Source organism: Acinetobacter sp. SH024, from assembly GCF_000163635.1.
Taxonomy (GTDB): Bacteria; Pseudomonadota; Gammaproteobacteria; order Pseudomonadales; family Moraxellaceae; genus Acinetobacter; species Acinetobacter pittii.
The window spans coordinates 15724-39954 of the sequence record NZ_GG753602.1; the positions used below are offsets into that span (position 1 = coordinate 15724).

Here is a 24231-nt window from a genome sequence, read left to right on the forward strand (position 1 = left end):
CTAGAAACATCATAAAATAGCTCAACTCTGAGCTATTTTTTATTTGAGAAACACCAAATGATCCAACAAACTTGTCCATGTGGAAAAGGCAGCTATACACAATGTTGTGAGCCTTTACATTTAGGCACAGCCAAAGCACTAACGGCAGAGCAGCTTATGCGTTCACGTTATAGCGCTTTTGCATTACAGCAAATCGATTATATTGTGCAAACGACTGCTTTAGGTCAGCAAACAGCACTAGATAAAGATGCCATCGCAGAGTGGAGCAAACAAAATCAATGGTTGGGTTTAGAGGTGGTTAATGCCAACGAAAAATTAGATAAAACCCACGCACAGGTTGAGTTTAAGGCTCACTATCATGATGGACAAAAAGCCCAAATTCATCATGAGGTTTCACATTTTGTTTATCACCAGCAAAAATGGTTTTTCCTCGACCCAACGGTCGATATGCACGTCACAATGAAACAACCTTGTATATGTGGTTCAGGAAAAAAATTTAAGCAATGCTGTGCACAATTTCTGTAAGTTTATCTTAAAATACGCCCACTGTTTGGCCTGAGGGAAAGGGCGATGTTACTCACCGTTATTTATATTATTGCGATTACTGCGGAAGCCATGACAGGTGCATTGTCTGCTGGTCGACGGAGTATGGACTGGTTCGGTGTCGTACTGATTGCCTGTGTGACTGCTTTAGGTGGTGGTTCGGTGCGAGATGTATTGCTTGGCCACTATCCTTTAACTTGGGTAAAACATCCGGAATACTTAGTTCTGACCTGTTGTGCTGCATTTGTCACGATTATTATTGCCAAATGGATGCGTCATTTACATAACATCTTTTTGGTGCTCGATGCATTAGGCTTGATTGGTTTTACGATCATTGGTTGTCAGATTGCCCTACAAATGGGACATGGTTTTGTCGTGTCGGCAGTAGCAGGGGTGTTGACTGGAGTATCTGGCGGTATTTTACGTGATATTTTATGTAACGATGTCCCGTTCGTTTTCCGCCGAGAACTCTATGCGAGTATCTCTTTTGTGGCAGTCATCTGTTACTGGGTTTGTCAGGATTTAGGATTAAGCCTAGAGTTAACAGTCATTTCAACTTTAATTTTTGGCTTTACCTTGCGTCTGATTGCGATCTATTTTGGCTTAGAAATGCCTAAATTTATTTATAAAGATGATGATGCAGAATCGGCTTCTTCAACTGACGAACATTAATCATGCAGAATTCGATGTGAGCATGATATAACAATTAAATATATTGTCTTGCTCACTTATTTTTTCCAGTAGAGTTTTTCCTATGGATCTGGTTTCACGTATACAAAATCTTCCAATTGGCAAATTTCACTACACATTACTGTGGGTGGTTGGTTTAGGTTGGATGTTTGATGCGATGGACACCGGTATCATTGCTTTTATCATGACAACGCTTGTTAAAGACTGGGCATTAACGCCAGCAGAAAGCGGTTGGATTGTAAGTATTGGTTTTGTAGGGATGGCTATTGGAGCTGTTTGCTCAGGAGCTTTAGCAGACCGCTTTGGCCGCAAGACAATATTTGCTATAACCATGGCGATCTATAGCATTGCGACTGCCTTATGTGCCTTTGCTCCAGACTTAAAGTGGTTATTAATTTTTCGTTTTATTGTTGGTCTTGGACTTGGTGGACAGTTACCCGTTGCAGTGACATTGGTGAGTGAATATATACCTGCACATGTACGTGGTCGTTTTATTGTCCTCCTCGAAAGTTTTTGGGGTTTAGGCTGGTTAGTTGCTGCACTCATTTCTTATTTTATTATTCCTAAATTTGGTTGGCACATTGCATTTCTTATGGGTGGCCTCCCACTGATTTATATTTTAGTAATTTGGAAAAAACTCCCTGAATCCATACCTTACCTGATTAACCGTGGACGTGTTGAAGAAGCACATGCATTGGTTCAAAAATTAGAAGCTCAAGCAGGCGTTCAAATTGTTCACCATATTGAAGTCGTGCCTGTAGCCATGCGACAAAAAGTCTCTTTTAAACAACTTTGGAGTGGTCAATTTGCTCGCAGAAGCTTAATGCTTTGGCTCATCTGGTTTGGAATTGTGTATTCCTACTACGGGATCTTTACGTGGCTGCCAAGTTTATTAGTGAAACAGGGCTATGACATCGTTAAATCTTTTGAATATGTTTTGCTTATGATTTTGGCGCAGCTACCAGGCTACTTGGCAGCGGCATGGTTTGTAGAGAGATTGGGTAGAAAAATTACACTCGCTGCATTTATCGGTTTTTGTGCCTTGTCTGCATATTTCTTTGGACAAGCCGACAGTGTAAACAGCATTATGTTTTGGGGTTGTCTCATGTCCTTCTTTAATTTGGGTGCATGGGGAGTGTTATATACCTATACACCAGAGCAATATCCAGCCAACATTCGGGCTTTTGGTTCGGGCTGGGCATCGGCAATGGGCCGTTTAGGTGGAATTTTGGCGCCGATAGTCGTCACTCATATGATGGTTTCCAAAAATGGGTTTAGCCATGTTTTTATGATGTTTACTATTGTTTTACTTTTGGTTGCAGCTGTAATTTTAATATTAGGTGAAGAAACCCAAGGTAAAAGACTAGAGTCGATAGGCCTCTAGTTTTGCCTAACTTTATAGCAAGTAACTAAAAATATAGAGAGATGAGACATAATTTGACGCTCAGGTGACAGAGTCCCTCTTGTGTCTGTAACATAGCCCACTTAGCATAAGACTCACTTAAAATAACGACTGATTTGGAAGATAAGCTGACTATGACCAGCCTTGCGCATCAAGCGACAGAAAACCGCTCTGTAGCCGAATTTACTGAACAGGCTTACCTGAATTATGCCATGTACGTCATTATGGACCGTGCATTGCCACATATCAGTGATGGCTTAAAACCTGTACAGCGCCGTATTGTCTACGCCATGAGCGAGTTGGGCTTAAAAAGCAGTGGTAAGCCAAAAAAATCGGCCCGTACTGTAGGTGACGTACTAGGTAAATATCATCCGCATGGTGATTCGGCATGTTATGAAGCCATGGTGTTGATGGCTCAGCCGTTTAGTTATCGCTATCCTTTGATTGAAGGTCAAGGGAACTGGGGTTCACCAGATGATCCTAAATCGTTTGCTGCGATGCGTTATACCGAGGCAAAACTTTCTGCCTACAGTGAGTTATTACTAAGTGAGTTAGGACAAGGCACGAGTGAATGGCAAGATAACTTTGACGGTTCATTAAAAGAACCGATTACCTTGCCAGCACGAGTTCCTAATATTCTGCTGAATGGTACAACTGGTATTGCGGTTGGTATGGCGACTGATATTCCGCCACATAATTTGCGTGAAGTGATTAAAGGAACAATTGCCTTAATTCGTAATCCGCAAACATCAGACGAGAAATTGGCTGAATATATTCCAGCGCCAGATTTACCAACCAAAGCTGAAATTATTACTCCGCCTGAAGAATTACTCAAAATCCAGACGACTGGACGTGGTAGTTACCGCATGCGAGCGGTTTATACCATCGAAAAAAATGAAATCGTGATTACCGAATTGCCGTATCAAGTATCGGGTTCTAAGGTGATCACTCAAATTGCCGACCAAATGCAGGCCAAAAAGCTACCATTAGTGGTGGATGTGCGTGACGAGTCGGATCATGAAAACCCAACACGACTCGTGATTGTACTTCGTTCTAACCGTATTGATGCTGAAGCGGTGATGAGCCACTTATTTGCTACTACCGATTTAGAATCAAGCTACCGCGTTAATTTAAACATGATTGGTGAGGATGGTCGTCCTCAGGTTAAGTCGATTCGACGTATCTTGCTTGAGTGGATTGAGATCCGTAAAAAAACGGTTACTCGCCGTTTGGAATATCATTTAAACCGAATTGAAAAACGCCTGCATATTTTGGCAGGCCTTTTAATTGCTTATCTCGATATTGATACAGTTATTCGTATTATTCGTGAAGAAGATCAGCCTAAACCTGTATTGATGGACCATTTCAAAATTGATGAGATACAAGCAGAAGCAATTTTAGAACTCAAGTTACGCCATTTAGCAAAACTTGAAGAGATGGAAATCCGTCAAGAACAGGATGAGCTCTCAGCAAAAGCAGCGATTATTCGTGAGCAATTAGAAAACCCAGAATCTTTAAAAAACCTGATTATTGGCGAATTAAAAGAAGACGCGAAAAAGTTTGGTGACGAACGCCGTTCTCCAATTGTTGCACGTGCTGAAGCTGTTCAAATTAGAGAACAAGATTTAATGCCGGCTGAAGCAGTAACAGTGGTTTTATCTGAAGCGGGATGGATTCGTGCTGCAAAAGGTGCAGATGTTGATGCAGAGAATTTAAACTATCGTGCTGGTGACCAATATTTAAGTCATGCGGTGGGTAAAACCAATCAACGAATTTATTTCCTCGATGAGACAGGGCGTAGTTATGCCTTGCCTATTAGCAGTCTGCCATCAGCAAGAGGTTTAGGCGAGCCATTAAGTTCAAAACTTGCTCCTGCAAGTGGAGTTGCGTTTATTCAGGTCTATTTAGATGATGAAGAGTCAGAACTTATTGCTGCTAGCTCATCAGGTTATGGTTTTAAAACTCAAGTCAAACAGTTAGATACCAATGCCAAGGCAGGGAAAAGCTTCTTGTCGGTACCTGAAAAGTCAAAAGCACTACCGTTAATATCTGCCCAAAACATGACACATTTGGCTGTACTCAGCTCAGCAGGTCGACTCTTGATTATTGATTTGTCAGAACTGCCAAATTTAAATAAGGGTAAAGGTAATAAGTTGATACAACTTGAAGCGAAAGAGCAGATTTTATCCATGACAACCCTGAACTTAGATGAAATAATTCAGGTGGTTGCAGGTCAACAACATCTAAAACTAAAAGGTGATGATCTACAGAAATACATGGGTAAACGAGCTTCAAAAGGTCACCTCTTACCACGTGGATATCAAAAAGCAAATAAACTGTTGATTCAGAGATAAAGCTAGCGTCGGGCAACATAAATACGCTATATATGGCAATAAGTTCAAGCAATGAACTGAACTTATTGGTATTGGATAACGATTAAAAGGACAGCAATTTGGAGTACGCAATTTGTACTCCATGCAAAAAATTTGGCAGGGTCAAATTGTCAAAACTTCTGTCTCATAATCTTGTTCGAAAGTGTCATGAATGTGCCAATAAGTTTTAAATATGTTCTGGCACCAAGAAGCTAAAGAATAGCTGGGGCATTGAATAACAGTTATTACTAAGGATTACGAATCGGAGATAATGGCATTATGGAAAAGATTTGGTTTGCAGAATACCAAAAAACAGGGATTCCAGAAACAGTAGCATTGCCTGCGGAAAATACCTCTCTTGTTGATATTTTTGAGAGTAATTTCCAAAAATTTGGTTCTCGTGATGCCTTTATCTTTATGGATAAAGCGATGTCATTTAACGAGTTGGAACTTGCAAGCCGTAAGTTCGCGACCTATTTGCAAAATTTGGGGTTAGCAAAGGGAACTCGTGTGGCAGTGATGATGCCAAACGTATTGCAATATCCTGTAGTTGCATTAGCTGTGTTACGTGCAGGCTTAGTATTAGTGAATGTAAACCCACTTTATACTGCGCGTGAGCTTGAGCATCAATTAAATGACTCGGGTTCAGAAGTACTCGTGATTATCGAAAACTTTGCCAGTGTTTACCAAAGCATTTTAGGTAAAACTCCTGTGAAGCATGTTGTAGTTGCGACAGTAGGAGATATGCTTGGTACGCTTAAAGGTACATTAGTAAATTTTGTATTACGTAAAGTACGTAAGCAAATTCCTGCTTGGAATATTCCAGGGTACGTTAAATTTAATACAGCATTAAATAAAGTAAGTCCGAGTAATTATAAGCGTCCAAATTTAACTTTAAGTGATACTGCCGTGCTTCAATATACGGGTGGTACTACAGGTGTTTCAAAAGGTGCGGAATTAACACATCTTAATTTGGTTGCCAACCTTTTACAGTGTGATGGTATCTTCCAAAGTAAATTTGGTGCAAATGATGGTGCTAAAGGCGACCGTATTGTTTGCGCATTACCGCTTTATCATATTTTTGCGTTCATGGTTTGCGCGATGTACGGTATGTATAAAGGTCAGGCAAATATCTTGATTCCGAACCCACGTGATTTACCAGCGGTAATTAATGAATTACGTAAATATCAGCCATCATTCTTCCCAGCAGTAAATACATTATTTAATGCTTTAGTAAACAATGAAGAATTTAAACAACTTGACCATAGCAATTTAAAAATGGCGATGGGCGGTGGTATGGCAGTTCTACCTTCTACAGCAGAAGCGTGGAAGAAGATTACTGGTACAACCATTATTGAAGGTTATGGTTTGTCTGAGACTTCTCCGGTAGCGACTGCAAACCCTCCTGCATCTACTGAATTTAGCGGCACTATTGGTATTCCGTTACCTTTAACTGAAGTTGCTATTTTAGATGATGACGGTAAAGAAGTTGCCTTAGGTGAGCAAGGTGAAATCTCTATTCGTGGTCCTCAAGTCATGAAAGGCTATTGGAAGCGTCCTGATGAGACTGCGAAAGTCATGACTGCAGACGGTTTCTTCCGTACTGGTGATATCGGCGTTATGGATAGCCGTGGATATACTAAAATTGTAGACCGTAAAAAAGATATGATTTTGGTTTCTGGCTTTAACGTTTATCCAAGCGAAATCGAAGAAGTTATTGCTAAACATCCAAAAGTATTGGAAGTTGCAGCAATTGGTGTTCCTGATGAAAAATCAGGTGAAGTGCCAAAACTCTTTATCGTGAAAAAAGATCAAAGCTTAACGACTGAAGAAATTTTGAACTTTGCTAAAGAAAACTTAACAGGTTATAAACGCCCTCGTTATGTTGAGTTTATGGATGAATTACCTAAATCAAACGTAGGCAAAATCTTACGTAAGGACTTACGTAAGCCAGCCTAAAAAGTTAATAAAAAAGCGCCTTAGGGCGCTTTTTTTGTTTTTACATTTTGTTGTGGCTTTTCATAAACCAGCGGTCTATGTAAGGACGACCAATTCCTACCATCCCAACAAAAACTAGCATTGTGCCCAATTGCAAACGCAAATGAGTTAAATCGAGCTGACCATAACTTAAATAATTATCTACTAGGCAATATAGGGTAATCACAATTAACCAATGCCATAAAGGAAGCCGTTTAATACCGACTGCAATAAAAGTAATTGTTAAAATAACAAAGGTGCCCAATGTCGATTGCCAATTTAGATTTGCACAAATCACACTCAATAAAAAAGCGACAATAGGAAATACGATTTTTAATATACGGTCTACCTGAAGCTGATTTTGTTTTTGCTTGTCTAAGACGTCAAACAATTCTTTTTGATCAGGTTGTTGCATACATGGCCCTATTAATCAGTGATGACAAGTGATTGCATAAAATTTCAGGTAAAAACGCAATGTTATGATAGCATGATCAACAGTATTTTCAGTGATGGATGGCACTATGCAGGGCATCAGCGGCATTATCTATATTATTTTAGTGGCATGTTTGCTGCCATACGCATTTACCGTAATTGCAAAATTTACAGGTGGTTTTCAGCCCGTCGATAATCAAAACCCAAGAGCTTTTTTGGCTAAAACAACAGGCCTTGCTGCTCGCGCTAATGCCGTACAACAAAATAGCTTTGAAAGCCTACCTTTATTCTTAACTGCTATTTTAATGGCTGAATATATGGTTGTTCCGGAATATTTTATTCTGAGATTAGGTTGGGCATATATTATTTTAAGAGTTATTTATGGTATTTGCTATTTAAGTAATTGGGCAACTTTGCGCTCGATTGTTTGGTTCTTATCTATATTGTGTCCAATCTTATTACTTGTGGTCACGATTAAACTGACTTGAGTGTCATTCTGTCATCATTCATATCAACTTTCGCGTGTGCCCATTGTATAATCGGCATCATTTTGATGATATCCACGCTATAATCGAGTGGATTTTACATCTGACTTCATAACGAAAGAGTATTGATATGAGTTACAGCAATATCCCAGCAGGTAAAGATGCGCCAAATGACATCTATGTCATTATTGAAATTCCTGCAAATGCAGCACCAATTAAATATGAAATCGATAAAGATTCTGATGCATTGTTCGTAGACCGTTTCATGGGTACAGCAATGTTCTATCCAGCGAACTATGGTTATGTTCCAAATACTTTGTCTGAAGATGGCGACCCATTAGACGTACTTGTTGTAACTCCTCATCCTGTTGCTGCTGGTTCAGTCATTCGTTGCCGTCCAGTGGGCAAATTAAATATGGAAGATGACGGTGGTATTGATGCGAAATTAATCGCTGTTCCACACGAAAAATTATCTCCACTTTATAAAGATGTGAAGGAATATACAGATCTTCCTCCGTTATTGATTAGCCAAGTTGAGCATTTCTTCAGTCACTATAAAGATTTAGAACCAGGTAAGTGGGTAAAAATCAGTGGTTGGGAAGGTGCTGATGTTGCTAAAGCCGAAGTATTAAAAGCAATTGAAGCTGCTAAATAAGCTTTAATTTATAAGCTCAGAATGTCTCAATTGATATTTTGAGCTTAATAAAAAACCTACATCTGTTACCAGACGTAGGTTTTTTTATGCTTGATAGATTTGTGAATTAGAATAATTTCACAGGAATATCAAGGAATAAACGCCATTCATTGGTATCACCAATGTACGCACCTTGGTATGAGTCGCTTGCACGATAATACGAGTTACGGATACGGAGGCTTGCATCTTTAGCGAAACCACTTTGAACTGTGTATTTCACTTGGTTAAAGAACTCACGTTCTTGAGCATCATCAGTTACATTTTTAACTTTGATGTCCCAACCATATACAAATGCAGTTGTCCAGTTTAGACCAGGTAATACACCTAATTTACCAAAATCGAGACTGTACTGGATTTGTGCAGATTTTTCATCATTACCGATGAAGTCAGACATGTAAGAGTTTGGCAAATAGATACTTTGGAAGCCGTCAGCATTTTGACCATAGTCATAACCAACATTACCGCTGTTTTGTTGGTAAGCAACCATGATGTTATGTGGGCCCGTATTATAAGCCGTAGAGATAGCCCAAATGTTATTTTGACGATTAGATAGATCATCAGTAGTTTGAGAATAAGTAAAAGCACCTTCATCAAACTTAGTATGATAACCGCTGAAATCATATGTTAATGAACTGTCATTCGCCAATGGCTGTTTAAAGTTCACATTTACATAATGGCGATCAAGCTTATTCTTGCTGTCTAAACCATAGTAAGATGCATTTAAATTATCATCAAACTTGTATTTAGCACCCCACACAATTGCACGATCAAGACCCTTACCATTTACGTCAGCATCGGTATTGATTTGATCAGACATTTGGTTTTTAGTAAATTTACCAGCAACAACTTCAAGATTCTTGATTTCATGGCTAGTTAATAAAGTACCTGTAAAATATTCAGGAACCATACGTCCAGTATTACTTGCAAGAACAGGTAGGTCGAGTACTTGAGTACCGTAACGTACTGTTGTATTCGAGAAACGTGCTTTAACGCTACCACCACCACGAGCCCAGTGATCATAAGCGGAGCCATCATTATGTAATGGGATCATTTGGTTACCGGCATTTTTATTTTCACCGATCTTAAATGAACCATCACCCACAGCGCCAACACCGAAACCAATAATACCAGGGGTAAAGCCAGAATCAATACTTACAATTGCTGATTGAGCAAATGAGCTAGTATCTTTTGCGCCCTGTTTTTTATCACGGTTGATGTAACCTGTACGGAAGAGAATAGAACCGTTCGCATCTTCAACAAATCCTTTTGCCTCACTTTGCTCGCTTGCCTGAGCTGAGGAAATTATTGCCGCAGAAATGAGAACTGCTAATGTAAGTTTTTGTGCTTTTAGCATATTTAAAGAACCTCATAAAAACGATAAATCCTGTGCCTTGTTATTGTTCAGGGCCTAGGATTTCCATCAATTGTATAAGTAATCTGTAAAAAAGATATATTTTTGTTCATTTTATTTTATATATGCTATGCAGGATTTGATTAATGTGGTAGGGGTTGTTTAATAAATTTATAATTCGTCTTTTATACTTAATCTATTGTTTAAAATAAAAAAAGTAATTTAATTTTTAGTGGATTTTTACCATTTATTTTGTATTTAAAGTTCAAAAAATAGTTGATTCTTGTGTTCATTTTTTACTCTTTTTTGTTGGATATGTTTACTTTTTAATCTTATTTTAAGTTTCTTTTTTCATCACTTTTATTTTTATACCCTTTAAATTGTTACTATATAACGTTATTTTAAAAATGGAATGTACAAAAATAGATCACTACAGGCGGATAACAAAATATGTTTAGATTGATCAAATTTAGTGCAATAAATTGCTTGTATTTTGTGCACTACTCTTTTTATCCATATTATTGCTTAAAAAAGACCCAAAATAGTACATCTACTTTAAACAAGTAATAAATAAACAAATCCAATGAGTAGAAATGCGCAATCACAGATCAATACAAGCATTGTCTTCCAGAAATTTACATACTTTTTATATCTCGCCTCTAAGATTAAATAGAAAATTTATGTGCAACAAATGAATACTTCACGCCTCGCTCATTAATTTCCGATAAGGGATTTTCGTATGTTTAGTATTTTTTATCGCATAAGAATTTTATTTTATCGCTATGTTTTTTATGGATATATTTTTATAAAAATTACCCAGAAATTTTATAATAAAGTGAGTTTGATCTCAAAATTAATGAAGAGAACTGATAGCAAATTCGTACTTGGCACAGCAATTGCTAAAGCTCAAGTAACACAATTTGTTTAATTCCTATAAATCGTGCGTTCATTGTGGGGGAGATCAAAATGATGAAATTTGCACTTAAGGCAGTAACTCTTGGTATCTTTGCAGCAGGGTCAACTATGGCTATGGCTGAAGATGCTCCATCTTTTTATGGAATCACGGCAACAGGTAGTGTGGCAGCGACCACAGACTACCGTTTCCGTGGTGTTACCCAATCGTCAAATAACCCAGCTATTCAAGGTGGGTTCACCTTTTCTCATAAGTCAGGTGCTTATGTTGCGCTTTGGGGGTCAAGCGTAGACTTTAATACACCTGGCGTTTCAACTGAAACCGATATCTCTTTAGGTTATACAAATACATTAAAATTGTCTGATACGCTTGCACCAACGTATGATGTGGGTGTAATTCATTATGGCTATATTGGTTCTGACTCAAAATTTACTAACCCATACAATGGTGATACTGGCTTCGACTTCACCGAATTTTACGGAAAATTAACGTTTGCAGACTCTTTATTTAAAGGTGATGCACTTAGTGTGGGCGTAAGCTATTCAGATGATTACTGGGGCCACTCTGATGAGTTCTGGTATTTCAACGTCGGTTATTCAGCACCAATTGCAGACACAGGATTTACTGGACTTGCTTCAGTTGGTTATAACAAACTCAAAAACAAAGACTCTTTACTTGTAGTTGCGGGTGGGCCAGGTGAAGACGATAGCTATATCGATTATAAAGTTGGTGTGAATTATAACATCTTGGGTATTATTGCTGAGCTAGATGTTGTTGGTACAGACATTAGTACTTCTGGTATGACTGATGCTGGTAAGAAACCTTATGACACGGGCTTGGTGTTTAGTTTAACTAAAACATTCTAAGTTTGAGTTTTAAAAAAGCGGGTGAGTAACCCGCTTTTTTTATTAGTTTTCTATTTCAGAAAGTAGCTGTTTTAACTGGTTAAGCTCAATATCCGTAGCTTTAGATAATGGCTTGCGTGGTAAGCCCGCAGAGACACCTTTTAGTTGTAAACCAGTTTTAATCGTTTTAGGTAAACCACCATTTACAATAAAGCGTAGTAAAGGAAGTTGCTGATAAAATGAATTTTGGGCTTGTTCTAACTCACCATTTTTTACATGTTCAATAAGCTGTTGAGGTCGTTGACCTAATAGGTTTGGTGCTGCTGTACACCAGCCGCTTGCTCCCGCACATAAAGCTTCTAAAGCTAGAGGGTTACACCCGTTATAAAATGGGAGTTCTCCTTTTGATAGCTCATAAATCTTATGCATGCGCTGAATATCACCGCTACTTTCTTTCACCATCGTAATATTTGCAATGCTATTAAACATATGCACGATTAATTCTGGAGACATATCAACACCGCTAGTCGCAGGGTTGTTATAAATCATAATTGGTAGTGTGGTCTCTTGGGCAATTGCTTGATAATATTCAAAAATATCTTGGTCTGTTAGCTTCCAATAAGATATAGGAATCACCATGAGTGCATCTGCACCGTAGCTTTGCGCGATTTGGGCTTTTTTAATGGCTTGATCAGTCGTGAGTTCTGAAATTCCAATAATGACAGGCACGCGTTTATTAATACTTTCAATTGAAGTTTTTGCGACTAAGCACCATTCATCCCATTCAAGATAAGCGCTTTCGCCTGTACTGCCTAAAGGCGCAATCGCATCGCAGCCATTTGCAATCAGCAAATCCAGCATTTGTTTCAAAACAGGAAGATTAATGGTGTTGTCATCAGAAAATGGGGTAACAGGGTAGCCAATAATGCCGTTTAGTTTCATGGTCGAAATCTCTTTTTAAATACAGTCAGAATGTTTTTTCAAAGCTTTACGTGCGTAGTAGGCAAAGTTCACTTTGTTACGTTTATCGATAGAAACCCAGTCATGAGCTTCTGTTGCTAAATCATGTGGGATCGGCTGGATTTGTCCGGCAGACATCGCTAGCAGTTGCAGTTGAGCTGCTCGTTCAATTAAAAGAGCCAAGTTGCAGGCTTCTTCAATGGTTTTTCCTGTAACCAGTTGGCCATGGTGAGACAATAAAACAGCACGGTTTTTACCCAGCGCAGAAGAAATCAAAATACCTTCTTCATTGCCCACAGGAACACCTGGCCAATGACCTACAAATGAGCAGTCTTCGTAAAGTGCGCAGACGTCCATTTGGGAAATCATAAGTGGAACCTGTAGCATCGATAGAGCCGCTACATGAGTCGGATGCGTATGGATAATGCAGTTCACTTCTGGATGTTCTTTATAAATCCATGTATGAAAACGATTAGCTGGGTTTGCCATTCCTTCTTGATTGATGGGTTCTAAATCTTGATTTACCTCAAGTAAATTTGAGGCAGTAATTTCATCAAAACCTAAACCAAAACGTTGGGTAATAAAGGACTCTTTATTTTCACTACGGCAGGTAATTTGGCCTGCTAAACCAGCATCATGGCCATGGTCAAATAAAATACGGCAAGTGAGTGCAAGCTTTTGACGATCAGTTAAATCTGAGTCACTAATCCACTTTTGCATATCTTGCTGTGCGTGTTGCATCAGGTCTTGTTTGTTTACAGCAGCAGTCTTCATCTCTTCTCCAGTCCAGTTGACCAAATTAAGTAGGTGAAGGCAGAATAGAAAATAGCTGGATGAATCAATACATCCAGTTTTTATAAGTTGTATGGTCCAGATGGGGTGGATATGCTAAGACCTTGGCAAGTACATTTTCGTATCGATGAAAGAGAAGAAAAAACGGTTTTTCTAAAACTGACTAACTTGATTAGTCAGGAAATTTTAAGTGGCCGTTTAGTGCAGGGGACTATGCTGCCAGGGTCTCGTAGCCTGTCAAAAGAACTAGGAATTAATCGAAAAACCGTACAAGCAGTCTATGAAGAATTAGAAGCACAAGGATGGCTTGTGACCCTTCCCCGGAAAGGCACATTTGTGGCGGATGTTTTGCCAGAAAAACAGCTTCAAATAGAGCCAGTATCTGAGCGAAAAGTTAATGATAAACCAATCACTCAAGAAGTGATTCAACGCCCACATAACGATGGTGTGCCAGATCCGAGGCTTATTCCCTACGAACTATTTTCGCGGGCATACCGGCATGCACTGATTAAAATTACGCAAAACCAGTACATGGGATATGGTGACCCACGAGGGATGGTTGAGCTAAGACAGGCTTTACAACAAATGTTGTCAATGGAATGTTTTATGAATGTTGCTGAAGATGAGATTTGTATTGTACGTGGTAGTCAAATGGGAATTTTTCTTGCCTCTCGAGCATTACCCAATCGGCAGGGAGTTATCGTTGTTGAAGAATTATATTATCCATCTGCTTTTAAAGCATTTCAGTCAAATGGCTTTCAAGTGGTTTCTGTTAAATTAGATGAACAAGGTATTGTCATTGACGACCTAGAACGGATTTTACAAGAGCACTCAGTTGCTGCCATTTATACAACTCCGCATCACCAATATCCTACAACTGTCACCATGGCCATGTCTCGCCGTCTTCAACTCTTAGAGCTTTCAAAAAAATGGGGGTTTTATATTATTGAAGACGACTATGACCACGAATTTCATTATGACAGCCGGCCTATGCCACCCTTAGCAAGTTTGCCTCATTCTGAATTGGTCATTCATGTGGGCTCATTATCAAAGGTCTTCGCACCCGGTATTCGCTTGGGATACGTCGTGGCATCGTCAATAATCATTCAATCGATTACAGAAGATATTCTATTGATTGATCGGCAAGGCAATAACATTACGGAACTTGCTTTAGCAGATTTAATGCAGCGAGGGGAAATCAAGCGGCATATCCGTAAAATGAAAAAAATATATCAACTACGCCGTGACCATGCCTTAGCTGAGTTCCATCGAGTTTTTGCTGAGACTGTTCAGATACAACCACCTGCAGGTGGAATGGCCTTATGGGCGAAATTCCAGAAAGCATTTACTCAAGATCAGCTTATAAAATTAAAAGAACTTAACATTGATACAGAGCATAAGTTTAAACAGGAAGAATGTACTAATCATTGTATCCGTTTTGGCTTTGCGGCTTTATCAGAGAAAGAAATTACTTGCTTAATTGAGACTTTAAATGGAGCTTTTAATAAAAGAACAGCGGACTCATAATCCGCTGTTTTATTTTAAGAAAGTTCACTCTAATTCATTTCTACATTTTTGAATCTCTGAGACAAAGGTAAGCAGAAAGGGAGTAATTTGTGACTTATATTTTTCGGTTTGTAGCATCTCGCTAATTTGTTCAGGAGATTTGCCGATGAGAGAAATCCTTAAAAATAAATCTTCAAAGAAATTGCTACTAACAGTCGACAATACTCTTCTTAAAGAAACTAGCATGTCGTCGCCGCGGCTAGATGCATGAACCAGAACAATAGGTATATCTATAATTTCGGTACGGGAAACCATCCAATCAATTGCATTCTTGAGACCACCTGGAATACAACGGATATATTCTGGACTTGAGATGATAATGCCATCTGCATCAGAAACAGATTTGATGAAATCTTCCACTACAGTAGGCGTTTTTTCTCCTTCATTATCTGGAGAAAAGACAGGCAGATTATTAATATGATCAAAAACTGTCAATTCAATGTCGGACGGTGCTATATCCTTCATTGCTATTAATAGAGCAGTATTTGTAGATTCTTTTCTTGCACTACCTGAGATAGCCAAAATTTTCATAGCATCCTCTTTACTTCTATTAATACATAGGGAGTAATAAATTCTCTTATTAATAACTTCTATAAATATTAAAAAAGCGGACTCATAATCCGCTGTTTTTATTTTAAGAATGATTGCCTCGATAAGAGAGCGCTTCTGTAAGATGAGGACTTTGGATCATCTCACTTTGCGCCAAATCGGCAATGGTACGAGCAACCCGTAAAACACGATGATAAGCACGAGCCGACAGATTCAAACGTTGTTGAGCCATTTCAATCATTCGTTGAGAAGTACTATCAAGTACAGCATATTGCTCAAGTTGTTTCGGTGAAAGTGCTTGATTTAAACAATCTTGTCTTTGCATTTGTTGTTCATAAGCATAAATCACACGCTGTCTTACAGCCGTAGAGTCTTCAGCAGGTGTTGGATCTTGCAGTTCCTGAGCTTTTAAAGGCGGTACATCAATATGTAAATCGATACGGTCAAGTAATGGTCCCGATATACGGTTTTGATAGCGCTTGATACTCTCTGGCGAACATTGGCAACGGCTGTCTTGATTAAACGCATAACCACATGGACAAGGGTTCATTGCTGCAATGAGCTGAAAGTTTGCAGGATAAGTAATTTGCCGAGCTGCACGTGAAATAATGATTTCTTTTGACTCAAGCGGCTGACGTAAGACCTCTAGAACTTTTCTATCAAACTCAGGGAGTTCATCTAAAAACAAAACGCCTAAATGAGATAAGGTAATTTCACCCGGTTTAGGATGCGAGCCGCCCCCAACTAGTGCAATGGCTGATGCTGTATGGTGGGGCGCGCGAAATGGACGCTGACCAAAGGTATGCGGTGTATTTGAAATAGAATAAATACTCGCGACTTCAAGCGTTTCCTGATTAGAAAGCGGTGGCAAAATTGAAGGAAGACGTGAAGCGAGTAAAGTCTTACCTGTACCTGGTGGTCCTTTAAAGAGCAGCGAGTGCCCGCCTGCGGCGGCAATTTCTAGTGCGCGACGTGGACGTAGCTGACCTTTTACATCTGCCAGATCAAATTTATAAGGCATTTGGTTTGAGGTCGTTGCAGGTTCAATCGAAGATAGTGATTTCATGCCCAAGAAATGATCACAAACTTCTTTTAAATGGCTCACTGGATAACATTCAAGATTCGGTAAATGGCTAATATCCTGACTGTTATCGAGAGGTAAAAGCATTTTATGCTTGGCCTGTTGACATGCCATTGCCAAAGTTAAAGTGCCTGACACTAGCCTTACATGGCCATCTAAAGCTAATTCACCAATTAATTCAAAATCTTCGGCGCAGTTTTCTGGGAGCTGGCCAGAAGCAATTAAAATACCTACAGCAATAGGTAAATCTAGACGTGAACCATCTTTGGGCAAATCTGCTGGTGCAAGATTAATGGTCAATCTTTTAGTTGGAAATTGAAATCCACTATTAATAATGGCTGAGCGAACCCGGTCTTTACTTTCTCTTACCGCCGCCTCTGCTAGGCCGACAATAGTAAGAGAAGGTAAACCTTGACTCACATGTACCTCAACTTCAATCAGAGGCGCATGTAAACCTAAAAGTCCCCGTGTATAAATTTTAGAAAAAGACATCTTATTGTTCCATTATGGTGCTTCATTTTTAATCGTTGTAAAGTATAAATGCGCTACGTTGGTGCTTATTTTTTATTCTTTAAAGTTTCTTCTAACAAACTTACTTGTTTTTGTAGCTCTTCTAAACGTTGATTGGCTGATTGAAGTGCAGTCTTTTGACGGTCGATCTCTTGTTTGGAAACAAGATCCAACTTTTCAACCGCTTCATTTAATAATGCACGTAAATTTTTTTCCAAATCTTTTTTAGGCTCATCAATTTGTTCCAGAATGGCCTGTAGCAAAGTTTCTAGCATGAAATATCCAAAGTGTTGTATTACCTTATGCTTTACAGTTTAACACTGCTTAAGCGCTGGATATAGGTTTCAATTTTTTTAGTGCAAATAGATCATTAAATCAGCATATAACACTACTGAAAATTCATTTTATTTTTGATAGCTCTTCTACATCTTGCTCACTAAATAGGTTATAAAGAAAGTTCATGCAAAAGATTCATTTCCCTCAACCTTTGAAATATTGGCATGAAAATTGAACATAAAACCTTACTGGTGAAAAGAAGCCGAAGGAAACAAACATGAAGCTTGTAACTGCAATTGTAAAACCGTTTAAATTGGATGACGTGCGTGAAGCACTCTCTGACATTGGTGTACAAGGGATTACCGTAACTGAAGTTAAAGGTTTTGGTCGTCAAAAAGGGCATACTGAACTCTACCGGGGCGCGGAGTATGTGGTTGATTTCTTACCTAAAGTAAAAATCGAGATTGCGATTAGTGATGAAATGGTCGACGCAGTAATTGAATCAATTACACGTGTCGCAAGCACTGGAAAAATCGGCGATGGTAAGATTTTTGTGACTAACCTGGAACAAGTAATCCGTATTCGTACGGGTGAAACTGGACCGGATGCTGTCTAAATTGGCACAAAGCTTGCTGAGTAGAAAATAACTCGCAAATGAGGTTGGGGGACACGAATGAAAAAAATGCTTATGGCGCTCAGTCTATCAGGCGCTCTTTTGGGTGGTACTGCCGTTTGGGCAGAAGAAGCTGTAACAACGCCAACATCGGAAGTTGCGGCTGCATCAACATCTCCAGCTACTGCAACTACTGCAGAAGCACCAGTTGCTGAAACTCCAGCAGCTCCAGCACCGGCACCTACGCTTGATACAGGTGATACCTCTTGGATTTTAGTTTCAACCGCATTGGTTCTATTAATGACCATTCCGGGATTGGCATTATTCTACGGCGGTATGGTACGTAAAAAAAATGTACTCAGTACGATGATGTTCAGCCTTTCAGCTGCAATCTTGGTAAGTTTGCTGTGGGTGATTGCTGGTTACTCAATCGCGTTCTCTGGCACAGGTGCATTTTTTGGTGATTTGTCTAAAGCAATGCTAAACGGGGTAGCGTTTGATGCATTAAGTGGGACAATTCCTGAAAGTCTCTTTGTTATTTTCCAAATGACTTTTGCCATTATTACAGTGGCGATCCTTAGCGGTTCTATTGCAGACCGTATGAAATATTCAGCTTTCATGGTGTTTATTGCAGTTTGGGTGCTCGTTGTTTACGCACCAATTACCCACTGGGTGTGGGCTGCAGATGGCTGGTTATTTAAAGCAGGCGCATTAGATTTTGCTGGTGGTACAGTTGTACATATCAACTCAGGTGTTGCAGGTCTAGTTGCTGCTTACATGCTTGGAAAACGTATTGGCCTTGGCCGCGAATCTATGGCTCCGCATAACCTGACTTTAACTGTAGTGGGCGCAAGCTTACTTTGGGTGGGTTGGTTCGGCTTTAACGGTGGTAGTGCTCTAGGCGCTGGTGCTCGTGCAAGTATGGCAATTTTAGTGACTCAAGTTGCCGCTGCCGCTGCTGCATTCTCTTGGTTAGTTGTTGAACGTATGATCCGTGGTAAAGCATCTGTATTAGGCGGTGCTTCTGGTGCGGTAGCTGGCTTAGTTGTGATTACACCAGCAGCAGGTTTTGTTGGGGTAGGCGGTGCTTTAGTGATGGGCCTTATTGGTGGCGTAGTGTGCTTCTGGGGTATTACAGCACTTAAACGCTTACTTAAAGCCGATGATGCTTTGGATGCGTTTGGTTTGCATGCGGTAGGTGGTATTGTCGGTGCGATTTTAACTGGCGTATTCTACAGTGACGAAATTATTAAAGCAGCCAACGTTGCATTAGCTCCAACATTCGCTGGCCAATTATGGGTACAAGTTGAAGGCGTATTGGCAACCATGGTTTACAGCGGTATCGCGACTTTCGTTATTCTTAAAGTGATTGATCTTGTGATTGGTATTCGTGTTAATGCTGATGATGAACGCATGGGTCTGGATTTAAGCCAACATGGCGAACGTATCGAATAATTCGTAATATATTCCAATCAAAAAAACAGTCTTCGGACTGTTTTTTTGTCTTATAGAATGCTGGTTCTGTAAGTGTAGAAATTTTGCTACACTAGGTCAAAGTAATCGACCCTATAAATCCGCTATGCATTGTCCATTTTGCAACGCCGCAGATAGTAAAGTCATCGATTCACGTTTAGCCGCCGAAGGCTGTCAGATTCGTCGACGTCGTGAGTGTGTAAGTTGCGGTGAACGTTTTACCACTTTTGAAAGCTATGAAGTGGTAATGCCCCGTGTGATCAAATCGAATGGAAAAAATGAACCTTTCGATGAGGCCAAATTACGTCGTTCGTTAATGCATGCTTTGCAAAAACGTCCGGTCACACAAGAGCAGATCGAAACAGTTTTAAGTGATATCCAGTTGCAGATTCGCCGTTTAGGTGAGCGTGATGTGAAATCCAGAACGATTGGTGAGATTGTCATGCAATCTTTATTTGCACTTGACCACGTTGCCTATGTTCGTTTTGCTTCGGTTTATCAAGACTTTCAGGATGTTGAAGCGTTTCGCCGCCAAATTGAGCAAATGCAACAACGTGAGCACTAATCATTTGAGATTTTTATGTCTGAGTTAAAACAAGATCAATACTGGATGCAGCAAGCCATTGAACTTGCCAAACGAGGACTATATTCGACCAAGCCTAATCCAAATGTTGGTTGTGTGATTGTCAAAGATGATCAGTTAATTGGCCAAGGTTTTCATCCTAAAGCGGGTCAGCCACACGCAGAGGTTTTTGCCTTACGCGAAGCGGGTGAACATGCACAAGGTGCAACAGCTTACGTTACGCTTGAACCATGTGCACATTATGGCAGAACCCCTCCTTGTGCCGAAGCATTGGTAAAAGCCCAAGTTAAAAAAGTAGTGGTTGCTTGTCCTGATCCAAATCCATTGGTGGCGGGTAAGGGTGTTCAGATTTTGGAAAATGCCGGAATTGAAGTAGAAGTTGGCATTTGTGAAGATTTAGCATCAAAACTTAATCAAGGTTTTTTAAAGGCAATGTCTACAGGCATGCCTTATGTACGTTTAAAGGTAGCCTCAAGTTTAGATGGACGTACTGCAATGGCATCAGGTGAGTCGAAGTGGATTACCGGTTCGGCTGCACGCCAAGATGTACAACATTGGCGTGCCATTTCTGGAGCAGTGATTACAGGTATTGAAACTGTGATTGCAGATGATTGTCAGCTTAACGTGCGTTCACTCAATAATTTTGATATCGAGACAGTTGCTCAGCCAAAACGTGTCGTTTTAGATCGCCAAGGACGTTTACCACTTAACGCTAAGATCTTAGAAAATCCTGAAACTGTGATGGTAATGGGGCCGTATCGTCAAGAACTTGCTGATTTAGGCGTGATACAATTAGAAATTCAGCCTTTAAAAATGCTGTTACAGACCCTATCTAAGCAACATCAAATTTATGATGTGTTGGTTGAAGCTGGCGCAACATTGTCTACTGCCTTTTTGCAAGAAGGTTTGGTGGACGAATTGATCAGTTATATTGCCTCGACCTTATTGGGGAAAAGTGCAAGGGCCATGTTCAATGCAGAATTTGAATATATGGCAGAGCAACTTCGTTTTACACTTCTTGATGTGACACAAATTGATCAAGATATACGCTTAAGGTTAATCCCTACGCAAGAGAAAGTATGAATTCAGAGCCTTCGGTTTATCACAAACGTCGTCATGCAGCCCGTACGACAGACGAATATCTTTTCCATCAGCTTGTGCCGTACTTGGGTAACAAGCGCCGATTGCTCCATCTAATTTTAGAAGCCCTTGAAATTACAGGGACACTGAATAGCAAGAAAAAGAATCCACCGATTTTTGCCGATTTCTTTGCCGGCAGTGGCGTTGTATCTCGTTTAGCACGTCAAAATGGTTACCGAGTCATTGCAAACGACTGGGAACCTTATAGTCATGCTTTAAATCATGCGATTTTAGCCTGTGTAGATGCACCTGCTTTTAAAGAATTAGGTGGCTATCAAAAGGCAATCGATTATTTAAATCGCTTACCTGAAGTTAAAGGTTGGGTAACGCATAACCTTTGCCCACGTAACGATGATGTATACGATCCAACCCGTGACCGTTTATTCTTTAAACGCCGTAACGGTATGCGTATCGATGCAATTCGTCAGCAGATTGCAACATGGCAGGCACAAGGTGCAATTAATGATGTAGAGATGAGTGCTTTGCTTGCGCCATTGCTCTATTCAGCTAGTTTTGTCAGTAACACGAGTGGTGTATTTAAAAGCTTCCACCAAGGGTGGGGCGGACGTACTCAAACTGCGTTAGAACGAATTGAATCATTACTTTGGTTAACACCGAGCCGTTTTTGTGAGATTGGTGATCGCAAACGTCCGGCTGCTGAAATGTGGTGTGTAGATTCACAACATCTAGCAAATCAAATGAGTGGTTTTGAGGTTGATGTTGCCTATCTCGATCCACCATATAACCAGCACGCATATAGTAGTAATTACCATGTTTTAAATGCATTAACTTTATGGGATCAGGTGGATTTACCTTCACCGGATACCAAAGGTTATAAGAGTGGTATTGATAGAGCATGGCGTAAAGAACGCCCAAGTCCATATAACTCTTCTAAACATGCAAAAGATGCGTATGAGAAATTACTTTCAACGATCAATGCACGCTATATTCTGACCAGCTATTCAACTGATGGTAATATCGAGCCGAAAGATTTACTTATGGCCAATCTGGAACGAGGCAAAGTGACCTTGTTAACACAAGATGTTCCGCGTTATCGAGTGAGTAAACAACGACAGTCTGAACGTGCACGGGTGCTTGAGTTTATTGTGATTACTGATACTCATGCTAAGTCAGGACCACCATTACGTCAGTTATTAGGCCAGCTTTACCACTTCGCCGAGCTAGGTGGTGTAGATACCTCAGGCAATAGTACACAGCTCGCACTTTGGTAAGCGCTGCAATTTAAGCAGTGTAAAAAGATTTGGAGATTGAGCCATGTTTACAGGCATCATTGAAAGTTTAGGTAAAGTTGAAAGCCTGCAAAGTGTAGGTGGTGATGTACGTCTACGTATTCAGACAGATCTGGATATGTCTGATGTACATTTGGGTGATTCGATTGCAACCAATGGTATTTGTCTTACAGTGATTGAATGGGGCGATAACTGGTACGCGGCAGATGTTTCTCGTGAAAGTTTAAATCGAACAACATTGGGTAACTGGAAAGTTGGGCAACGTGTCAATGTTGAAAAGGCAATGTTACCGACAACGCGCTTTGGCGGGCACATTGTAAGTGGTCACGTTGATGGCGTAGGTGAAATTACCGTAGTGCGTGAAGATGCTCGTTCAATCTATTATGAAGTTACAGCACCGACAGAACTTGCTAAATATTTGGCGGAAAAAGGTTCTGTAACCGTTGACGGAATTAGCTTAACGATTAACCACTTACGTGGAAATATTTTAAGCTTGAATTTGATTCCGCATACCGCAGAACGTACCAATATTGGAACATGGCAAGTAGGCAGTAAGGTCAACCTTGAAGTCGACGTGTTGGCGCGTTATATCGAACGTTTATTGCTAGGTGATAAAGCAGCTGAACAAAAAACTGAGTCAAATATTAGTATGGCTTTTTTAGCTGAAAATGGTTTTTTAAAATAAAAGCCAGATCATCAAAATAAAAAAACCGGACATATGTTCCGGTTTTTTTATTTTTAAAAATTAATGCTTGGTGAGTGTAACCGAATGTGTGCCAACCCATGGTTTAGTATGCTGAGTGCTTGTAATTGAAAACTCACCTTTTTCCGACGCTCGTGTCAGCAAGATTGAAAGCGAATTAAAGTCGTTATGACTCATATAAAGTTCTTGTGCTGAAAATGTCCATTGCTCACCCTGATTAAGCTGCTCAAGTTGCTTTGAAATCTGATGCGGAATGTCCATTTCTTACCCTCATTAATTATCTTAAAAACGCTACTTTCTATTCTCATAATCAATTGATCTACAAAAATAATATTTATGTCTATTTTGTGACATATAGGTGTCAGTTTTATGACAGAAGAAGTTTTACAACATTACTTCTCTATTTTTTCATCAGAAAACTTAGAGTTCTTTAAAATATATTCAATTTCTTCTTGAGCTGCCGAATGTAGTTTGGCTCGGAAAGCCGTTATAGACTCTTCAATTAAGTTTTCAGCTTCAAGTTCTAAACGAATGCGTAAACTTTCAAGCTCAGATAAGATTTGATCATCGGTGATACTAAGTTTTACGCCAGCAGAGTAATTGACGGCTGGGGTTTCAGGGTTTTTCTGATAACGTGCGGTTTGTTCTGCAACTTCTTGTTCTAAATGACTACGTAATGTCTGTAATGTTTCAGTTTGTTCATTAAACTTGCGAATTTCGTCTGCTTGCAACTCCGCAGCATAAGCAGCTTCTGATGCACGTTTATCAGCAAGTGCTTTTTCTAAAGCGAGTTGACGACGGATACGTGCTTGCTCAATAAGCTCTGCCTTAAGGTCCGCGTAAGCTTGTTCAATTTTTTGCTGTGATTCTAACTGCGCTTTTTCATCATTTAAAACCCAAAGCTGAATAGGGGTTTGTGGTTCTAATAGGTCGCAAATACGTGCCAGATCTTGTTGATAGGCATGACGGACAGCTTCAGGCGCATTTAACCATCTTTTTTTAAAATCTTGCCCGACATTTAATGCCACCAT

The 24231-nt window shown here is 39.8% G+C and carries 25 protein-coding genes; 16 read left to right on the plus strand and 9 right to left on the minus strand.

Features of this window, described 5'->3' with window-relative positions; translation table 11 throughout:
- Positions 1-57: 57 nt before the first annotated feature.
- The 5 genes from HMPREF0013_RS16650 (at position 58) to HMPREF0013_RS16670 (ending at position 6966) form a co-directional block, all read left to right on the plus strand.
- On the plus strand, positions 58-525 hold the full coding sequence (locus HMPREF0013_RS16650; protein ID WP_005804012.1) for a YchJ family protein: 468 nt from the start codon (positions 58-60) through the stop codon (positions 523-525).
- Positions 526-570: 45 nt separating this feature from the next.
- A complete protein-coding gene (locus HMPREF0013_RS16655) occupies positions 571-1215 on the plus strand; it encodes a trimeric intracellular cation channel family protein (protein WP_002121256.1) in 645 nt (214 codons plus the stop codon).
- Between the two features lie 82 nt (positions 1216-1297).
- Positions 1298-2617, plus strand: coding sequence for an MFS transporter (locus tag HMPREF0013_RS16660; RefSeq protein ID WP_005804015.1), 1320 nt, complete (start codon positions 1298-1300; stop codon positions 2615-2617).
- A gap of 152 nt (positions 2618-2769) precedes the next feature.
- Positions 2770-4989 carry a DNA topoisomerase IV subunit A gene (gene parC / locus HMPREF0013_RS16665; protein ID WP_005079495.1) on the plus strand — a complete coding sequence of 740 codons (2220 nt, stop codon included), beginning with the start codon at positions 2770-2772 and terminating at the stop codon, positions 4987-4989.
- Between the two features lie 297 nt (positions 4990-5286).
- On the plus strand, positions 5287-6966 hold the full coding sequence (locus HMPREF0013_RS16670; RefSeq protein ID WP_002121274.1) for a long-chain-fatty-acid--CoA ligase: 1680 nt from the start codon (positions 5287-5289) through the stop codon (positions 6964-6966).
- 40 nt (positions 6967-7006) lie between these two features.
- Here the strand turns inward: HMPREF0013_RS16670 and HMPREF0013_RS16675 are convergent, their stop codons facing one another.
- A complete protein-coding gene (locus tag HMPREF0013_RS16675) occupies positions 7007-7399 on the minus strand; it encodes a hypothetical protein (protein WP_005065679.1) in 393 nt (130 codons plus the stop codon).
- 106 nt (positions 7400-7505) lie between these two features.
- On the opposite strand from HMPREF0013_RS16675, the gene HMPREF0013_RS16680 reads away from it, so the two are divergent.
- Both HMPREF0013_RS16680 and ppa read left to right on the plus strand, forming a co-directional pair.
- Positions 7506-7904, plus strand: coding sequence for an MAPEG family protein (locus tag HMPREF0013_RS16680; protein WP_005065682.1), 399 nt, complete (start codon positions 7506-7508; stop codon positions 7902-7904).
- A 127-nt stretch (positions 7905-8031) separates the two neighbouring features.
- On the plus strand, positions 8032-8556 hold the full coding sequence (gene ppa / locus HMPREF0013_RS16685) for an inorganic diphosphatase (protein ID WP_002121243.1): 525 nt from the start codon (positions 8032-8034) through the stop codon (positions 8554-8556).
- 106 nt (positions 8557-8662) lie between these two features.
- On the opposite strand, the gene HMPREF0013_RS16690 is transcribed toward ppa, so the two are convergent.
- Positions 8663-9949 (minus strand): OprD family outer membrane porin, encoded by a 1287-nt coding sequence (locus HMPREF0013_RS16690; RefSeq protein WP_002121245.1) that lies wholly within the window; start codon positions 9947-9949, stop codon positions 8663-8665.
- Positions 9950-10685: 736 nt separating this feature from the next.
- Here HMPREF0013_RS16690 and HMPREF0013_RS0105530 point away from each other — a divergent pair.
- Positions 10686-10874, plus strand: coding sequence for a hypothetical protein (locus tag HMPREF0013_RS0105530; protein WP_002121272.1), 189 nt, complete (start codon positions 10686-10688; stop codon positions 10872-10874).
- A gap of 38 nt (positions 10875-10912) precedes the next feature.
- A complete protein-coding gene (locus tag HMPREF0013_RS16695) occupies positions 10913-11725 on the plus strand; it encodes a TorF family putative porin (protein WP_017481901.1) in 813 nt (270 codons plus the stop codon).
- Between the two features lie 42 nt (positions 11726-11767).
- Here the strand turns inward: HMPREF0013_RS16695 and HMPREF0013_RS0105535 are convergent, their stop codons facing one another.
- Together HMPREF0013_RS0105535 and HMPREF0013_RS16700 are read right to left on the minus strand one after the other, a co-directional pair.
- Positions 11768-12646 carry a dihydrodipicolinate synthase family protein gene (locus HMPREF0013_RS0105535; protein ID WP_017481902.1) on the minus strand — a complete coding sequence of 293 codons (879 nt, stop codon included), beginning with the start codon at positions 12644-12646 and terminating at the stop codon, positions 11768-11770.
- Positions 12647-12661: 15 nt separating this feature from the next.
- Positions 12662-13438 (minus strand): aldolase, encoded by a 777-nt coding sequence (locus HMPREF0013_RS16700; protein ID WP_005804025.1) that lies wholly within the window; start codon positions 13436-13438, stop codon positions 12662-12664.
- Positions 13439-13549: 111 nt separating this feature from the next.
- Between HMPREF0013_RS16700 and HMPREF0013_RS16705 the strand changes: the two genes are divergently transcribed.
- Positions 13550-14983: a PLP-dependent aminotransferase family protein gene (locus tag HMPREF0013_RS16705; protein WP_005804027.1), complete on the plus strand. Its 1434-nt coding sequence runs from the start codon at positions 13550-13552 to the stop codon at positions 14981-14983.
- Positions 14984-15007: 24 nt separating this feature from the next.
- On the opposite strand, the gene HMPREF0013_RS16710 is transcribed toward HMPREF0013_RS16705, so the two are convergent.
- From HMPREF0013_RS16710 to HMPREF0013_RS16720, 3 genes are all read right to left on the minus strand, one after another.
- Entirely contained in the window at positions 15008-15553 is a 546-nt protein-coding gene (locus HMPREF0013_RS16710; protein WP_005804029.1) for an NADPH-dependent FMN reductase, read from the minus strand.
- A gap of 103 nt (positions 15554-15656) precedes the next feature.
- Positions 15657-17144: a YifB family Mg chelatase-like AAA ATPase gene (locus HMPREF0013_RS16715; RefSeq protein ID WP_005804030.1), complete on the minus strand. Its 1488-nt coding sequence runs from the start codon at positions 17142-17144 to the stop codon at positions 15657-15659.
- 65 nt (positions 17145-17209) lie between these two features.
- Positions 17210-17437 carry an accessory factor UbiK family protein gene (locus tag HMPREF0013_RS16720; RefSeq protein WP_002121136.1) on the minus strand — a complete coding sequence of 76 codons (228 nt, stop codon included), beginning with the start codon at positions 17435-17437 and terminating at the stop codon, positions 17210-17212.
- A gap of 278 nt (positions 17438-17715) precedes the next feature.
- Between HMPREF0013_RS16720 and glnK the strand changes: the two genes are divergently transcribed.
- From glnK to HMPREF0013_RS16750, 6 genes are all read left to right on the plus strand, one after another.
- Complete coding sequence (gene glnK, locus HMPREF0013_RS16725; RefSeq protein ID WP_000780326.1) at positions 17716-18054, plus strand: P-II family nitrogen regulator; 339 nt, start codon at positions 17716-17718, stop codon at positions 18052-18054.
- 57 nt (positions 18055-18111) lie between these two features.
- On the plus strand, positions 18112-19506 hold the full coding sequence (locus tag HMPREF0013_RS16730; protein WP_005804034.1) for an ammonium transporter: 1395 nt from the start codon (positions 18112-18114) through the stop codon (positions 19504-19506).
- 124 nt (positions 19507-19630) lie between these two features.
- Positions 19631-20089, plus strand: a complete 459-nt coding sequence (nrdR, locus tag HMPREF0013_RS16735) for a transcriptional regulator NrdR (protein ID WP_000543541.1) — start codon at positions 19631-19633, stop codon at positions 20087-20089.
- 15 nt (positions 20090-20104) lie between these two features.
- Entirely contained in the window at positions 20105-21190 is a 1086-nt protein-coding gene (gene ribD, locus HMPREF0013_RS16740) for a bifunctional diaminohydroxyphosphoribosylaminopyrimidine deaminase/5-amino-6-(5-phosphoribosylamino)uracil reductase RibD (protein WP_005804038.1), read from the plus strand.
- Positions 21187-22479: a DNA adenine methylase gene (locus HMPREF0013_RS16745; RefSeq protein ID WP_002121221.1), complete on the plus strand. Its 1293-nt coding sequence runs from the start codon at positions 21187-21189 to the stop codon at positions 22477-22479. The genes ribD and HMPREF0013_RS16745 overlap by 4 nt, the downstream gene beginning before the upstream one ends.
- Before the next feature lie 43 nt (positions 22480-22522).
- Positions 22523-23182 (plus strand): riboflavin synthase, encoded by a 660-nt coding sequence (locus tag HMPREF0013_RS16750; protein ID WP_002121149.1) that lies wholly within the window; start codon positions 22523-22525, stop codon positions 23180-23182.
- Positions 23183-23242: 60 nt separating this feature from the next.
- Here HMPREF0013_RS16750 and HMPREF0013_RS16755 read toward each other — a convergent pair whose 3' ends face one another.
- Together HMPREF0013_RS16755 and HMPREF0013_RS16760 are read right to left on the minus strand one after the other, a co-directional pair.
- Positions 23243-23461: a hypothetical protein gene (locus HMPREF0013_RS16755; RefSeq protein WP_005804040.1), complete on the minus strand. Its 219-nt coding sequence runs from the start codon at positions 23459-23461 to the stop codon at positions 23243-23245.
- 131 nt (positions 23462-23592) lie between these two features.
- Positions 23593-24231: a hypothetical protein gene (locus HMPREF0013_RS16760; protein WP_005804042.1), complete on the minus strand. Its 639-nt coding sequence runs from the start codon at positions 24229-24231 to the stop codon at positions 23593-23595.

Bases quoted from the DNA above. Each gene is read 5' to 3' on its own strand.
- HMPREF0013_RS16670 (WP_002121274.1), top strand. From the start codon at position 5,287: ATGGAAAAGATTTGGTTTGCAGAATACCAAAAAACAGGGATTCCAGAA.
- HMPREF0013_RS16695 (WP_017481901.1), top strand. From the start codon at position 10,913: ATGATGAAATTTGCACTTAAGGCAGTAACTCTTGGTATCTTTGCAGCA.
- ribD (WP_005804038.1), top strand. From the start codon at position 20,105: ATGTCTGAGTTAAAACAAGATCAATACTGGATGCAGCAAGCCATTGAA.
- HMPREF0013_RS16710 (WP_005804029.1), bottom strand. From the start codon at position 15,553: ATGAAAATTTTGGCTATCTCAGGTAGTGCAAGAAAAGAATCTACAAAT.
- parC (WP_005079495.1), top strand. From the start codon at position 2,770: ATGACCAGCCTTGCGCATCAAGCGACAGAAAACCGCTCTGTAGCCGAA.
- HMPREF0013_RS16700 (WP_005804025.1), bottom strand. From the start codon at position 13,438: ATGAAGACTGCTGCTGTAAACAAACAAGACCTGATGCAACACGCACAG.
- ppa (WP_002121243.1), top strand. From the start codon at position 8,032: ATGAGTTACAGCAATATCCCAGCAGGTAAAGATGCGCCAAATGACATC.
- HMPREF0013_RS16745 (WP_002121221.1), top strand. From the start codon at position 21,187: ATGAATTCAGAGCCTTCGGTTTATCACAAACGTCGTCATGCAGCCCGT.
- HMPREF0013_RS16690 (WP_002121245.1), bottom strand. From the start codon at position 9,949: ATGCTAAAAGCACAAAAACTTACATTAGCAGTTCTCATTTCTGCGGCA.
- HMPREF0013_RS0105535 (WP_017481902.1), bottom strand. From the start codon at position 12,646: ATGAAACTAAACGGCATTATTGGCTACCCTGTTACCCCATTTTCTGAT.
- HMPREF0013_RS16750 (WP_002121149.1), top strand. From the start codon at position 22,523: ATGTTTACAGGCATCATTGAAAGTTTAGGTAAAGTTGAAAGCCTGCAA.
- HMPREF0013_RS0105530 (WP_002121272.1), top strand. From the start codon at position 10,686: ATGTTTAGTATTTTTTATCGCATAAGAATTTTATTTTATCGCTATGTT.
- HMPREF0013_RS16730 (WP_005804034.1), top strand. From the start codon at position 18,112: ATGAAAAAAATGCTTATGGCGCTCAGTCTATCAGGCGCTCTTTTGGGT.
- HMPREF0013_RS16760 (WP_005804042.1), bottom strand. From the start codon at position 24,231: ATGGTGGCATTAAATGTCGGGCAAGATTTTAAAAAAAGATGGTTAAAT.
- HMPREF0013_RS16715 (WP_005804030.1), bottom strand. From the start codon at position 17,144: ATGTCTTTTTCTAAAATTTATACACGGGGACTTTTAGGTTTACATGCG.
- HMPREF0013_RS16675 (WP_005065679.1), bottom strand. From the start codon at position 7,399: ATGCAACAACCTGATCAAAAAGAATTGTTTGACGTCTTAGACAAGCAA.
- HMPREF0013_RS16720 (WP_002121136.1), bottom strand. From the start codon at position 17,437: ATGCTAGAAACTTTGCTACAGGCCATTCTGGAACAAATTGATGAGCCT.
- nrdR (WP_000543541.1), top strand. From the start codon at position 19,631: ATGCATTGTCCATTTTGCAACGCCGCAGATAGTAAAGTCATCGATTCA.
- HMPREF0013_RS16655 (WP_002121256.1), top strand. From the start codon at position 571: ATGTTACTCACCGTTATTTATATTATTGCGATTACTGCGGAAGCCATG.
- HMPREF0013_RS16705 (WP_005804027.1), top strand. From the start codon at position 13,550: ATGCTAAGACCTTGGCAAGTACATTTTCGTATCGATGAAAGAGAAGAA.
- HMPREF0013_RS16660 (WP_005804015.1), top strand. From the start codon at position 1,298: ATGGATCTGGTTTCACGTATACAAAATCTTCCAATTGGCAAATTTCAC.
- HMPREF0013_RS16680 (WP_005065682.1), top strand. From the start codon at position 7,506: ATGCAGGGCATCAGCGGCATTATCTATATTATTTTAGTGGCATGTTTG.
- HMPREF0013_RS16755 (WP_005804040.1), bottom strand. From the start codon at position 23,461: ATGGACATTCCGCATCAGATTTCAAAGCAACTTGAGCAGCTTAATCAG.
- glnK (WP_000780326.1), top strand. From the start codon at position 17,716: ATGAAGCTTGTAACTGCAATTGTAAAACCGTTTAAATTGGATGACGTG.
- HMPREF0013_RS16650 (WP_005804012.1), top strand. From the start codon at position 58: ATGATCCAACAAACTTGTCCATGTGGAAAAGGCAGCTATACACAATGT.